Here is a 13215-nt window from a genome sequence, read left to right as displayed (position 1 = left end):
GCTGTTTTTACATCGCCGTTTGCGGTAGCATCTCCGGCCTTTTTCAAGTTGGAGGCTTAAGATGTATATCGGTTTTGACTACGGCACCGCGAACTGCTCTGTGGCAAGTATGGATGGCAACGACCCGAAGTTGCACCTATTAGAGAAAGACAGTTTCTACATCCCTTCAACATTAGCGGCTCCTACGCGTGATTCGGTTGCAGAGCATCTGTTTCGTCATCGTGATCTTGCGCCTTTAGATGCAGCAGGGGAGCAACGTCTTCGCCGTGCCATTGCGGCAAACCGCGAAGAAGATATTGATCTTCAGTTTGATGATGTGATGTTTGGTCAGGCTGCGCTTGATCTGTATCTGTCTGATCCACACGAAGTCTATTATGTTAAATCACCAAAATCTTTCCTTGGCGCGATGGGGCTGCGTGAAGCTCAATTGGGTTTCTTCGAAGACTTAGTCTGCGCCATGATGGCGAACATCAAATCACAAGCAGAAAAGAGTGCGAAGCAAGTGATTACCGATGCGGTAATTGGTCGCCCTGTAAACTTCCAAGGTAGAGGTGGTGAGGCTTCTAACTTACAAGCGGAAACTATTTTGCGCCGTGCGGCAACCCGAGCAGGTTTCCGCAATATTGAATTTCAGTTTGAGCCTGTCGCGGCGGGCTTAGAATATGAAGCTTCGTTGACCGAAGACAAAACCGTGTTAGTGGTGGATATCGGTGGTGGTACTACCGACTGTTCGCTGATTAAAATGGGACCGTCTTGGGCTGGCAAAGCTGACCGTACTGATAGCCTGATTGCACATACTGGTCAGCGTATCGGTGGTAACGATCTTGATATTCATATGACGTTTAAGCAGTTGATGCATCCTTTCGGTTTTGGCAGCAGAACGCTTTCAGGGCTTGAAATGCCACTGACCCAGTTCTGGAATCCGATTGCAATTAACGATGTTAGCGCTCAGGCCAAGTTCTTTGCCAAAGAGAACCTAAAAGATCTCAAACATCTGCATAAAGAAGCGGCCGAACCTGAAAAGCTGGCGCGGTTACTGTCGGTCTACCACGATACTTTGGGCTACAGCCTAGTGAAGAAAGCAGAAGAAGCGAAAATCGCGCTTTCCGATTCACAGGTGTTCACGGCGCAGCTCAAGGTCTTGTCAGAACTGATTGATGTAGATATTCGCTTAGAAGAAATGATTGAAGCGATTGAAGTGCCAAAAAGCAAAATGGTGGAACTGGTGTCTGAAGCGGTAACACTTGGCGGGACTAAGCCGGATGTGATCTTTATGACTGGTGGTTCAGCTCGTTCACCAATCCTACGCAGCGCAGTAGAACAAGTGTTGCCGAATATCCCAGTGGTCAGCGGTAACTACTTCGGTTCGGTAACGGCTGGTCTCGCTCGTTGGGCGAAGGTCTGTTTCGAGTAATAAGTTACTTGGTTTTCTGAGAAATATTGTCATGTTTAACAGCCTCTATTAGAGGCTGTTTTGTTATTTAATCTTCATGATTGTAATGAGTTACTAATCAGAGCTATCGAAATTCTCTGTTCGTGTTTATGCTATCTGGTTAGTATCATAGCGAAGTCTTATCCCCTAGAAGGAACAGAACTTGATGAGCAAAACCCGCATTCTAATCTCAGATTCCACTAACCCTTGGTTTAATTTAGCCGTCGAAGATACCATTTTTCGATCTATGCCTTCTGACCAAAGGGTGCTGTTCCTTTGGCGCAATGCCGATACTGTGGTAATTGGCCGCGCACAAAACCCGTGGAGGGAGTGTAAGACAGACAGAATGGAGCAAGACGGTGTAAAGCTCGCTCGTCGTCAGACAGGCGGAGGTGCGGTATTTCATGACCTAGGTAATACCAACTTTACTTTTATGGCCGCAAAGCCTGAGTATGACAAAGAAATCTCAACCAACATCGTGCTAGCAGCTTTAGCGAAGCTGGGCATTAACGGTGTGGCGAATGGTCGTAACGATTTGGTGATAGAAGATGAAGCTGGAATTAAGAAGTTCTCGGGGTCGGCGTACCGTGAAACCTTAGACAGAGGTTTTCATCACGGCACGTTATTGCTCAGTGCAGACTTGAACCGCCTTGCTGATTACCTCAATCCTGATGAGAAAAAGCTGCAAGCGAAGGGCATTACCTCAGTAAAATCTCGTGTAATCAACCTCAATACGGTTAAGCCAGATATCAATCATGAGCAAGTGTGTGAAGCGATTATTGAAGCGTATTTAGAACATTATGACGAGTCAGTTACTGCTGAATGGATCACGCCAGAAAACTTCCACGATTTACCAACATTCAGTGATAAGTTCGCTGTACAACAAAGCTGGGATTGGAACTTCGGACAAACGCCACCGTTTACTCATCGTATGGATGAACGTTTTACATGGGGTGGGGTAGATGTGTATCTGGATGTAGAGAAGGGCACTATTCTCGAAGCGAAGATTTTCAGCGATATGTTGGACCCTCTGCCGATGGAGCTATTAGCGCAGAAACTGGCGAATTTGAGTTATAACAAAGCAAGCATTGAGCCGTGTATTACCACACTGGCTTTGCAAATGCCTCAATACTCAGAAGTGCTGAATGAGTTTAAACCGTGGTTTATCAATCAAATTGATTAGCGTGTGCAGCTTCAATTCTAAGGGATAAAGATGAAAACCGAGCCTAGCAGCTCGGTTTTTCGTTACTCTTCAGGATAATCTCTGCGTTGGTTGCGTTTATCTTGCTGAACCTGCCAGTGTTCGTTTGGGTCGTAGGCTTCATCACATAAGTCGATGGTGAATCCCATATCCTGAACTTCTTTTAAAGTGAGGTTGTCAGCCAGTTGAGTGACTTGCCCAGCTTTGTTTCTTAATTCCATATACCCTCCCGTTGTGCAGTCTAGGAATAGAGTGGCAACGAGTTAAGTATAGGCGATACAGATCTTTTTAGAGCGAACTGTGAATTTTATTATAAAGAGCTTCTGCTAGCTGGTGGCTGGCAAGATTACGCTCGATGACGGATGTTGAAATTGATCCTTTCTCCACAACGCTTATCCAGTCTTTAATCATGTGTGCAAAGCCTTTGCTTTCTAACATGGGTGTCCAGTCTTTGAGTGACAGTGAGGTTTGTTGGTTGTTCGCCCAGCGAGTACCTGAAACGAAGGAGTCAAACTCATACGCTTCGTTGACCAAATGAGCCTGTATACGTTCGCCTGTGATGCCATATTGACGATTCATTGATGCATGCAATAGTGTTTCGCCATGCTGCCATTGCACATCAATACGCGCCAGTTCATTACCAGACATTTGATGCGTGACATACACATCTTGTAGATCGGCTTTTGCGAACAGGTTTACGCTGTCCAGGGGGTGGATAAAGTCATCGAAAATAAAGGTTCGAATATCGCCCGTTAAGTTGTAGCGATGTTTTTCCCAACGAAGGGCGCGCAAGTTGTCGAGAGTACCCTGATGCAAGCCTGACAAATGTTGATTGAACAGCGGTATATGGCGGCGGTTAAAACCGACATACAGAGGTTGATTGTGCTTTTCTGCTAACTGGTAAAGTGTTTCGCATGCTTGAGCGCTGTCAGCCAATGGTTTATCTACAAATGTCGGGATTCCGTGGCTGAGAAAGAAACTGGCGATTTCAGGATGAATGGCCGTTGCTGCATGGATCATTACGGCATCAACATTAAAGCCAAGCAGCTCTTTGTAATCACGACAGTATGAAGAAACGCGGTATTGATTTGCGAGTGTCTTAAGCGCCTGTTCGTTACGAGTACAGAATACGAGTTCGATGTAAGGAATGGATGTGATTACAGGGAGATAGGCCTTTTGCGCGATATCACCTAGGCCAATAATACCGATTTTCATTGCACGTTCTCATTTAACGAATAATGGTCAGAAGGCTAACATGCTGATGAAAAAACGGTAGTGTCATGATTTAAAAGTGGGAATGTGAGGGCATTAACTGTAGACAGTTGTTTAAAAAGGGCTCTCTTTGTTGAGGTCATTGCATATTTCAATGATCGCTAGAGATAAGCCGGATTTAATCATCTGTTGCTGGCGTTGAAGCTGCAGATGGTAAAAGTCTAAGTCGATGTCTAGGTCTGGATCCATTGCGTCAAAAGGAACCATGCCCGACTTTTTCACGAGGTTCAGTTCTTTGATTTGAGCAACGATGTTTGGATCGGTAAAGGTATACTCTGAACCGTCTTTATTCAGTTGGTTACGAATTTTGATAAAGCACTCAATATCATGGTACACATCATCCGCAACAACGCCCAAACCATAAAGCAGTTTGAGTCTGACAGAACGATTTCCTAATGGACCTGTATCGTGCAGTAGTGGGCCTACTACAGATTGAACAGCGAAATTATCTTTACGAAAAATCCTTTCCATCAGATCGTTTATGGCATCACTGAATATCTCTACGGCAGCAATGAAATAACCACGAACGGAAGGAGCATCATTCAATCGTTCTAATATTTCAGTTTCGTTAATTGTGTTTACCATATAATGTTCTAATCGAATTTTGGGCTAGAGGGCTGAACGCCAGCCCTCTAAAGTTGTCGCTTTATATAACGTTCACTCTTTCTTTTAAAGTTGAGCGTATAAAGCTTCAATTTGTTGTATTTCTTTGCTGTTCTCATTCAAACCCGTGTAATGCGCTAGAGTCTTTTTCACGCCCACGTCTTGAAGAGATGCTTGCAGTTCTACTGCTTGCGGGTCACTGTCATTAGTGTATTTCAGTGCAGCCGCTACGCCTTTTAGTAGAGTGCCATTTGCTACGTTGTACTCAATGGTACCGAGCAAAGGTTTAATGAGTCGATCATTTGGCCCCAATTTTCTGATTGGTTGGCGACCAACACGATCCACTTCGTCAACAAGGTAAGGATTCGCAAAACGTCCTAGAATCTTTTCGATATAGGCTGCGTGTTTTTCTCTTTCAAACCCGTAACGATTAATCAGTACTTCACCACTCTCTTCCATCGCTTGTTTCACTTCGCTACGAATAGCAGGATCTTCGATGGCTTCACGGATAGTTTTGTGGCCGGCAATGTTACCTAAATAAGCCGTCACACAGTGACCCGTATTCAGGGTAAACAGCTTACGCTCTACAAATGCCATTAGGTTGTCTGTGCATTCCATACCAGGAATGTTAGGGATGTCGCCTTTAAACTGAGTTTCGTCGACAATCCACTCGCTGAATGTTTCTACCGTTACTGCCAGAGGATCGGTTTCTCCGTCTTCTGCTGGAGGAACGATACGGTCTACAGCTGAGTCAACAAAACCAACAAACTGTTCTACTTGTGGCTTCACATCATCTGCTAGAAGCTCAAATACGGCTTCTTTTAGCTGAGTGGTGCCACGTACCATGTTTTCACAGGCAATAATATTTAGAGGCGAAGTCTTACCGCTCTTGACTCTTTTTTCAAGCCCCTGAGCTAATGTTTTTGCAATGATTCTTAAAACTGTAGGTCCAACCGCAGTAGTAATAATATCTGCTTCTTCAATACAGTCGACTACCGCTGGGTCATTAGAATTAATAGCAGTGACACCGGTTACAATCTCTGTAACGCAATCAGCGCCTACTACTTTTACAGGATATTCCTTTCGTTCAATCAGTGCATTTACAACCACCTGATTGACGTCTGTGAATGTAACGTGAATGTTTGCGTCTGCGAGTAACTTACCAATAAAACCGCGGCCAATGTTGCCGGCACCAAAATGCAACGCTTTCATAACATACCTTCCAAAAATTCAAATTTAAAAGAAGGCCAGTCGGGGGAGACCGGCCTTAAGTTCATCGTGTAGGAGCATGGCTCAAAACGCTAATTAGCCATTTAATATACGAAGAACATCACCAGGGTTAGTTGTGGTCTTCAAACACTCGATGGCTTCTTCGTCATCAAGTGAGTTGGTGATAGCAGTGATAACTTGAATATGTTCATCACCTTGCGCAGCAATACCGATAACCAATTTCGCTACATCATCTTCGTCTTCACCCCACTGAATACCTTCAGGGAATTGGCAAAAGACGATGCCGGTTTTCTTAACGTATTGCTTAGCTTCGATAGTTCCGTGAGGAACAGCGATGGACTCACCCAGATATGTAGACACCAGTTGCTCTCGAGCTAGCATGCCTTCGACATACTCAGGTGCTACATTGCCCAGTCTTACAAGTTGTTCACCAGCAAACTTGATCACTTCTTCTTTGCTCTTCGGAGTTAAGCCCAAGAAGATGTTTTCATTGGATAGCTTTAGTGTTTTGTCTTCACTAGAGTTAGTGTTTGCTGGTGCTTCAGGCTTTTTTAGTGCGCCCTCTTTCGCCGCTGTAAGTTCTGCCACTAAGTTGTCGTACAAAGCGTTATCAAGGAAGTTTGATAGCGAAATGTGCTTAGCATTAGCCGCATGTTTACGTGCACGGTCTGTAAGATCACGGTGAGTGACAACGATATCTACATCGTTTGGAAGGTTGTTAATTGCTAGGTTTGTTACTTCGATATCTAGTTTTGCAGCATCAACTTTCTTACGTAGCAAGCTCGCACCCATCGCACTTGAACCCATACCGGCGTCACAAGCTACGATGATTTTACGAACGGCACCCATGTCGATGTTTGCAGCAACTGGGTTTTGACCTTTAGAAGACGCTTTCATGCCTTGCATTTGGCTAGTTGCTTGCTCTAGAGAATCGTCATCTTCAGTTGTTTGCTTCTGAGTTTTCATCAGTAGTGATGCAACAAAGAATGAAACAGCTGCTGAACAGATTACTGATAGGATAACGCCAGTGAATGCAGATTTTGGTGTCATCAGTAGAACTGCGAAGATAGAACCAGGAGATGCTGGAGATACAAGACCAGAATCGAACAATACGTTAGTGAATACACCAGTCATACCACCTGCAATTACAGCGATGATTAGACGTGGGTTCATAAGTACGTATGGGAAGTAGATCTCGTGAATACCACCTAGGAAGTGGATGATTGAAGCACCAGCCGCTGATTGTTTAGCACTACCTTTACCGAATACCATGTAAGCGATAAGTAGACCAAGACCTGGGCCTGGGTTAGCTTCGATTAAGAAGAAGATTGACTTACCTAGTTCCTCAGACTGCTGAATACCAAGTGGTGAGAAGATACCGTGGTTAATCGCATTGTTCAGGAATAGGATTTTAGCAGGCTCAACAAAAAGTGAAGTAAGAGGTAGTAAACCTGATTCAACTAGAGTGTTTACGCCAGCAGCAAGGCCAGTAGAAAGTACTTTCACTGCAGGACCGATAACCAAGTACGCAATGATTGCGCAGATCATACCGATGATACCAGCAGAGAAGTTGTTCACTAGCATTTCGAAGCCGCTTTTCACTTTACCGTGAACAGCTTGGTCGAATTTCTTGATAGCAACAGCGCCCAGAGGACCTGCAATCATTGCACCCATGAACATTGGAATGTCAGTACCAACGATGACACCCATAGTGGTTACTGCACCAACAACTGCACCACGATCGCCTGCAACCATTTTACCACCGGTATAACCGATAAGTAGCGGTAGCAAGTAAGTGATCATAGGACCGACCATGCTGGATAGTGTTTCATTTGGAATCCAGCCAGTAGGAATGAATAGTGCTGTAATAAAGCCCCAAGCGATAAATGCGCCGATGTTCGGCATTACCATATTAGAAAGGAATCGGCCAAAATTTTGTACCTTGACCTTTGCTTCTGGTGATAACATAAGTTTACCCCGTTCGATGTTCTGATTAGTTTTGTTGTAGTAACGGTTCGCCAAAACCGCTGATTGAATAACACTCAATAAATTTACCACACAATTTCTAGTTGGCTCTGAGAACGGGTTTTTTGTGATCAACCAATCATAATTGATGCCATTCAAATAATTTCTTTGTGATCTTCTTCATTTTTCTACTATGTAATTTTGCTACAAATTATTAATTTAGAAAATGTCAATAAATATTAAATGATCAACATCTCGTTGTGGATAAAAAATCATTTTTAAATAAGTCGACCTGTGTCACATATTTGCCAAATTAAGGACTTGGTAAGATTTTTAGAGTGATCTTGGTCACGTTTGTGTATTTATTTCACACTTTGAAATAAATTGGAAAAATAATTAATGAGATATTTGTAATTTAGATACAGGAATTATGGTGTACAAAAAGCAGCCAGATTTGGTTTTTGGGTATTCTCAAGTTGGCAATAAAACGGACAAGTTTCATGCGGTATTTTTGTGCTTTGTTGCATATTGGTTGCCCTCATGTTTTGTGTAAACAGAAAGCAATCAGTTGTGGGTTTGCAGGGGTAACTTAACGCCATGCTCTGATTCGTTTGTGGGTAGAATCTTAATCTTGGGTTTCTCTTATTAGCATAAATGTGCACTAATATGAGTAAACACTAAATTAAATCAGTCACTTAGTTTCATATCTATTTGCATTTCATGAATGATTAATAACAAGGAAAAGTCGCTAAGAAGTGTGAATTGGAAGCAACTACGGCAACCAAGTGGTTTAGCCAGTTGCATTTCCTTGATAGAATTCCGGCACTTTCAATATGGACAATAGAATTTGTGAATGAAAGAGAACGTAATAGTTTCCGTTTCGTCTATTAACGGTACACGGCATTTCCATCTAGGGAAGCTCTATCGGTACTGCTTGAAAGGTGCTGGTTATTTGCTTCTTGCCAGTGTACTTGCCACGGGAGCATTTATTTATAAGCTGATAAACGATGCATATTTTGCGCGCTTAAAGCAGATTGAGTTGGAAAATAAATCATTAACACTGTCTGAGGAAGTTTCTTCCCTTAAAAGTTTAAAGGAGAGTTTGGAAGGGGACTTGCTGGAACGTGAAGAAAAAATACAACTTGTTTCTGATAAGCTAGGTGACCTTGAGAAAGTGCTCGGAATGGGAGAGACATCTTCCGAATTGGAGTCTCGTTTAGATACGGCTGCAATTACTTCATCAGTTAGGATGGTGATGTTGACTCAAATTCCAAGCGGTTCTCCTGTACAAAAAGGACGAATTTCGTCTAGTTATGGTAAAAGGGTACACCCAGTTACGGGTAAAGCGGCGTTCCATAGGGGCCAAGATTTCGCGGTAAATACTGGGACTCCAATTTATGCACCAGCAGATGGTGTTGTGGAAATCACCCGTAGGAGTAATCAAGGCTCGGGTAATTTTCTGCGCTTATTGCATATGCACGGATTCAGCAGTTCATTCTCACATCTACAAAAGTTCGCAGTTAAAAGTGGCGACTTTGTACAAAAGGGTGACTTGATAGCATATTCGGGCAACAGCGGTCTTTCTTCTGGACCACATTTACATTATGAAATTCGATTCGTCGGCCGTTCATTAGATCCCAAGCCTTTTGTTCATTGGGGGATAAATAACTTTGAGACGATATTTAGTGAGGTTAAAGGTATTCGATGGGAATCTTTGGTAAATCAAGTCGAGCTAAGAGTCAGCACTCAGCTACCACTCTCATTGCAAAGGGCTGTTCAATCAACGGAAAATTCCGGGTAGAAAGCAATATGCAAGTGGATGGCACGGTTGAAGGTGAAATTCACGTAGATAAAACTTTAATCATTAGCGAATCAGGTCGTGCTGTTGGTGAAATTTTCGCTAAACACCTTGTGATTAACGGCGAGTTTGAAGGAACTTGCCACGCAGCTAAAATAGAAATCCTTAGACGCGGTAAGGTCACAGGTACCATCTACAGTGACGATTTAAGTATCGAACAGGGTGGCCGCTTCAATGGTGTTACTCATCCTGCAGAAAACAACACTGATAACAAATCAGTGGTTGAACTTGCAGATAAGGTGAAAGAAGTGAAAGCTCAAGAGACTAAAGTTCAGGAGATAAAAGATCACGAACCTAAAGTCGCTGCGAAGAAGTAATGATTTAAAGTCATAAAAAAATCCGCCCAATGAGGCGGATTTTTTTACAACGGCGAGTAACTATAGTTACTGCTTATTTTTGAGATTTCTTGTGCTCTGCTTTACATACAGCAGCTGTGAACACAACGTCCGTTGAACTGTTTAGCGCAGTTTCAGCAGAATCTTGAATCACACCGATAATGAAGCCAACAGCAACAACTTGCATCGCAACGTCATTTGAAATGCCGAACAGGCCACATGCTAGAGGGATCAGAAGCAGTGAACCACCAGCAACACCTGATGCACCACAAGCGGATACCGCAGCTACCACACTTAGCAGTACAGCAGTCAATAGATCAACTTCAATGCCTAGCGTGTTTACAGCAGCAAGTGTAAGAACAGTAATCGTGATCGCTGCTCCCGCCATGTTGATGGTTGCACCTAGAGGAATCGATACTGAGTAAGTATCTTCATCCAGATCTAACTTCTCACAAAGAGCCATGTTAACAGGGATGTTTGCTGCGCTTGAACGAGTGAAGAACGCAGTTACACCACTTTCACGCAAACATTGTAGAACTAGTGGGTATGGGTTTTCGCCTGTCTTAACGTATACGATCAATGGGTTAACGATCAGAGCAATAATTGCCATTGCACCTAGTAGAACCGCAAGAAGCTGAGCATAGCCCGCCAATGCGCCGAAACCTGTTGTCGCAAATGTAGACGCCACAAGGCCGAAGATACCGAATGGTGCTAGGCGAATGATGAAGCGAACGATTTGAGAAACACCGTGGCTCAGATCTTCAAACACTGCTTTTGTTGTTGCTGATGCATGATGCAACGCTAAACCTAAACCAACACCCCAAGCCAAAATACCGATGTAGTTCGCTGTCATCAGCGCATTCACAGGGTTATCAACCAGTTTAAATAGAAGGGTGTTCAGTACTTCTGCAATACCTTGTGGAGGGTTTGCACCTTCAGCGCCCGCAACAAGTGTCAAAGTTGTTGGGAAAAGGAAGCTAAGTACAACGGCTGTTAAAGCAGCGGTAAATGTGCCTAGTAGGTATAAAACTACGATAGGACGCATGTATGTGTGTTGGTTTTTCTTTTGATTTGCAATCGACGCGGCTACCAAGATGAAAACAAGTACTGGCGCTACGGCTTTTAGAGCACCGACAAAAAGGTTACCAAGTAAGCCAACACTTTGCGCAGAATCTGGAGAAACAGTCGCCACGATAGCACCTAAAACGATACCAACGAGGATCTGAAGCACCAGATTGCCACGAGCGAAGCGGGCAAAAATATTGTTGCTTTGCATAATTATCCCTGCAATGAATAAATAGTTTGAATTGTAATGTTTACAGCAGTACTTGCTGTAGGGGGTAATATTAACGTTGCAGGACAATGTGTCTAGGATTTATTTATAGATAGAATAATATTTAACAGAGATGTTGAATTTCGACACATTTTTGATGAAATGTTGCGTATTTGTAGCGCATATATTTTATAAAAATAAAGGGTGAAATATCACCCTTTGCTAATATTCTGGATTAATATCCTTTTTCCCTAGATTGTTTTTCCTTCATCACGCTTTTGACGTGTTTGTGAAAATCTTTCTCTTTGGAACGCCTTTCCGCAATCGATTCACTATTGCGTGCTTGCTCAGCAAGAAGTTTGCGATAGTTACGCAGTCTTCTTTCATCAAGCTCTTCACTTTCTATCGCTTTTAGAACGGCACAACCCGGCTCGCTAATGTGTTTGCAATCGCTAAAGCGGCACTTGTCCGCCAAATTGGCAACGTCTGCAAATACTTCTTCGATGCCTTGTTCACAATCAGAGATTTGAAGCTCTCTCATTCCTGGCGTATCAAGTAACAATGCACCTGAAGGCATAGAAAGCAGTGAACGTGATGTGGTTGTGTGGCGGCCTTTACTATCGTGTTCACGAATACCACTGGTTTCTTGTATGTCACTACCCATCAGCGTATTGACTAAGGTAGATTTACCCACACCAGAAGAACCCATAACGGCTATCGTTTTTCCAACTTTGCACCATGCTTTCAAACTCTGACAGCTTTCGCTGGACAGTGCGTTGATAGATTCCACGTACAGTATTGGATTCAGTGCCTGAACCTGCTGTTTTTTGTCATCCGCATCGTCACATAGATCGGCTTTAGTCAGCACAATAACAGGCTCTACTTGAGCTTCTTTCGCAAGAGCCAGATAGCGTTCTATTCGACTGAGATTAAAGTCTTGATTGAGCGATGAGACGATAAACACGGTATCAACATTAGAAGCGATAAGTTGTTCGTAAGACTTAATACCTGCGGCTTTTCTACTAAAAAGCGACTGGCGGTCTAGCAACTTAACAAACTGGTTCGTTTCGCGGTCGAGCAGTACCCAGTCTCCAACGGTCATTGGAGGCAGTTTTGCGTGAATATCTAAGTGAATTTCGCCGTTCTCTGTCCAACAAATGTAGCCAGTCCGGTGATGTTCACTAATACGCGCGGGAATTGCCGTTTCTAATTCATCCCAGCTTAATTGTTGCTGGTAAACAGGTCGCCATCCTAATTGTGGCAAAGAAAGTGATAAAGTTTCGTTTAAACTCATTTGGTTACCCCAGACACGCGTAGGTACGCTGTCTTATAACGCAATTAAATATGACTAGGGCCGAATAAAGGTGTGACCCCGGTTTAGTTGAACACCGGGCAATTCGAGGGAAAGAAAGAGTTGAAGATTAAGCTTTCTTCTCTGAAGTTGCGCTGTGGGTTTTAAGTACAATCATCAAAATCTCCTAAATATTTCTGGTTTAAATCTATGCAAATAATAGCAGAAGAGGCGGGAATGCCCACCTCTTTTTTATGGTCTTATCAATACAAAAGTTGGACCGCAGCTGCAGTCGCTTTGGTATTAATTATGTTCCATTTTCATGCCACTCATGACCTTTTTAACTGGTGCTTTAAAAGTGAGTTGCTCACCATTTTTGAAGGTGAGTTGAATATCGATTTCTTCATTTTCAGCCAATGGTTTTGGCAGTTTAAATAACATGATGTGGAAGCTACCCGGCTTCAATTCCAGTTTGCCTTTGGCCGGGACTTTTAACTCTGAAACCTGACGCATTTTCATCACATCACCTTCATTGATGACGTCATGCAATTCTACTTTTCCGGCTGCTTGTGTGGTTGCTGAAACAATGTATCGGTCAGTGTCGCTTCGGTTAACAATGTCACCAAATACTGCGCTGGTTACTGCGGTAGGAGGTGTCGCTCTCGCGTAGGGGTTATGAACCATGATGTCCATTTTTGCGTAGGCTAAAGGGCTTGCTAATAAGCTGATGAGTAACAGGGCTTTACCTTTCATTG

General features: G+C 43.3%; 12 protein-coding genes. 4 read left to right on the top strand and 8 right to left on the bottom strand.

Going from position 1 to position 13215, the window contains the following annotated elements; all coding sequences use genetic code 11:
• Positions 1 to 61: 61 nt before the first annotated feature.
• Both yegD and P4S58_RS20260 read left to right on the top strand, forming a co-directional pair.
• The gene (gene yegD / locus P4S58_RS20265) at positions 62 to 1414 is read left to right on the top strand and encodes a molecular chaperone (protein ID WP_337165417.1); all 1353 of its coding nucleotides are present in this window, start codon (positions 62 to 64) and stop codon (positions 1412 to 1414) included.
• 184 nt (positions 1415 to 1598) lie between these two features.
• Positions 1599 to 2615, top strand: coding sequence for a lipoate--protein ligase (locus P4S58_RS20260; protein WP_102965158.1), 1017 nt, complete (start codon positions 1599 to 1601; stop codon positions 2613 to 2615).
• A 62-nt stretch (positions 2616 to 2677) separates the two neighbouring features.
• On the opposite strand, the gene P4S58_RS20255 is transcribed toward P4S58_RS20260, so the two are convergent.
• The 5 genes from P4S58_RS20255 to P4S58_RS20235 form a co-directional block, all read right to left on the bottom strand.
• The gene (locus tag P4S58_RS20255) at positions 2678 to 2854 is read right to left on the bottom strand and encodes a hypothetical protein (RefSeq protein ID WP_167828584.1); all 177 of its coding nucleotides are present in this window, start codon (positions 2852 to 2854) and stop codon (positions 2678 to 2680) included.
• A gap of 67 nt (positions 2855 to 2921) precedes the next feature.
• Entirely contained in the window at positions 2922 to 3848 is a 927-nt protein-coding gene (locus tag P4S58_RS20250; protein WP_337165415.1) for a Gfo/Idh/MocA family protein, read from the bottom strand.
• 111 nt (positions 3849 to 3959) lie between these two features.
• Positions 3960 to 4490 carry an MltR family transcriptional regulator gene (locus tag P4S58_RS20245; protein WP_042479288.1) on the bottom strand — a complete coding sequence of 177 codons (531 nt, stop codon included), beginning with the start codon at positions 4488 to 4490 and terminating at the stop codon, positions 3960 to 3962.
• 84 nt (positions 4491 to 4574) lie between these two features.
• On the bottom strand, positions 4575 to 5720 hold the full coding sequence (locus tag P4S58_RS20240) for a mannitol-1-phosphate 5-dehydrogenase (RefSeq protein WP_042479285.1): 1146 nt from the start codon (positions 5718 to 5720) through the stop codon (positions 4575 to 4577).
• Between the two features lie 93 nt (positions 5721 to 5813).
• On the bottom strand, positions 5814 to 7706 hold the full coding sequence (locus P4S58_RS20235; RefSeq protein WP_337165849.1) for a PTS mannitol transporter subunit IICBA: 1893 nt from the start codon (positions 7704 to 7706) through the stop codon (positions 5814 to 5816).
• 850 nt (positions 7707 to 8556) lie between these two features.
• Here P4S58_RS20235 and P4S58_RS20230 point away from each other — a divergent pair.
• Positions 8557 to 9504: a M23 family metallopeptidase gene (locus tag P4S58_RS20230; RefSeq protein WP_337165414.1), complete on the top strand. Its 948-nt coding sequence runs from the start codon at positions 8557 to 8559 to the stop codon at positions 9502 to 9504.
• An 8-nt stretch (positions 9505 to 9512) separates the two neighbouring features.
• The gene (locus P4S58_RS20225) at positions 9513 to 9878 is read left to right on the top strand and encodes a bactofilin family protein (protein ID WP_269348517.1); all 366 of its coding nucleotides are present in this window, start codon (positions 9513 to 9515) and stop codon (positions 9876 to 9878) included.
• Between the two features lie 73 nt (positions 9879 to 9951).
• On the opposite strand, the gene sstT is transcribed toward P4S58_RS20225, so the two are convergent.
• The 3 genes from sstT to P4S58_RS20210 form a co-directional block, all read right to left on the bottom strand.
• Positions 9952 to 11172: a serine/threonine transporter SstT gene (sstT, locus tag P4S58_RS20220; protein ID WP_042479275.1), complete on the bottom strand. Its 1221-nt coding sequence runs from the start codon at positions 11170 to 11172 to the stop codon at positions 9952 to 9954.
• A gap of 232 nt (positions 11173 to 11404) precedes the next feature.
• Positions 11405 to 12463 (bottom strand): ribosome small subunit-dependent GTPase A, encoded by a 1059-nt coding sequence (gene rsgA / locus P4S58_RS20215; protein WP_337165410.1) that lies wholly within the window; start codon positions 12461 to 12463, stop codon positions 11405 to 11407.
• Positions 12464 to 12763: 300 nt separating this feature from the next.
• Complete coding sequence (locus tag P4S58_RS20210; RefSeq protein WP_042479261.1) at positions 12764 to 13213, bottom strand: copper chaperone PCu(A)C; 450 nt, start codon at positions 13211 to 13213, stop codon at positions 12764 to 12766.
• Between the last annotated feature and the right edge of the window lie 2 nt (positions 13214 to 13215).

Origin of the sequence: Vibrio sp. Hal054 (assembly GCF_037162405.1) — a bacterium.
GTDB classification, from domain to species: domain Bacteria; phylum Pseudomonadota; class Gammaproteobacteria; order Enterobacterales; family Vibrionaceae; genus Vibrio; species Vibrio diazotrophicus.
Note: the sequence above shows the minus strand (reverse complement) of the source record. Positions and strands in the feature narration are given on the sequence as shown.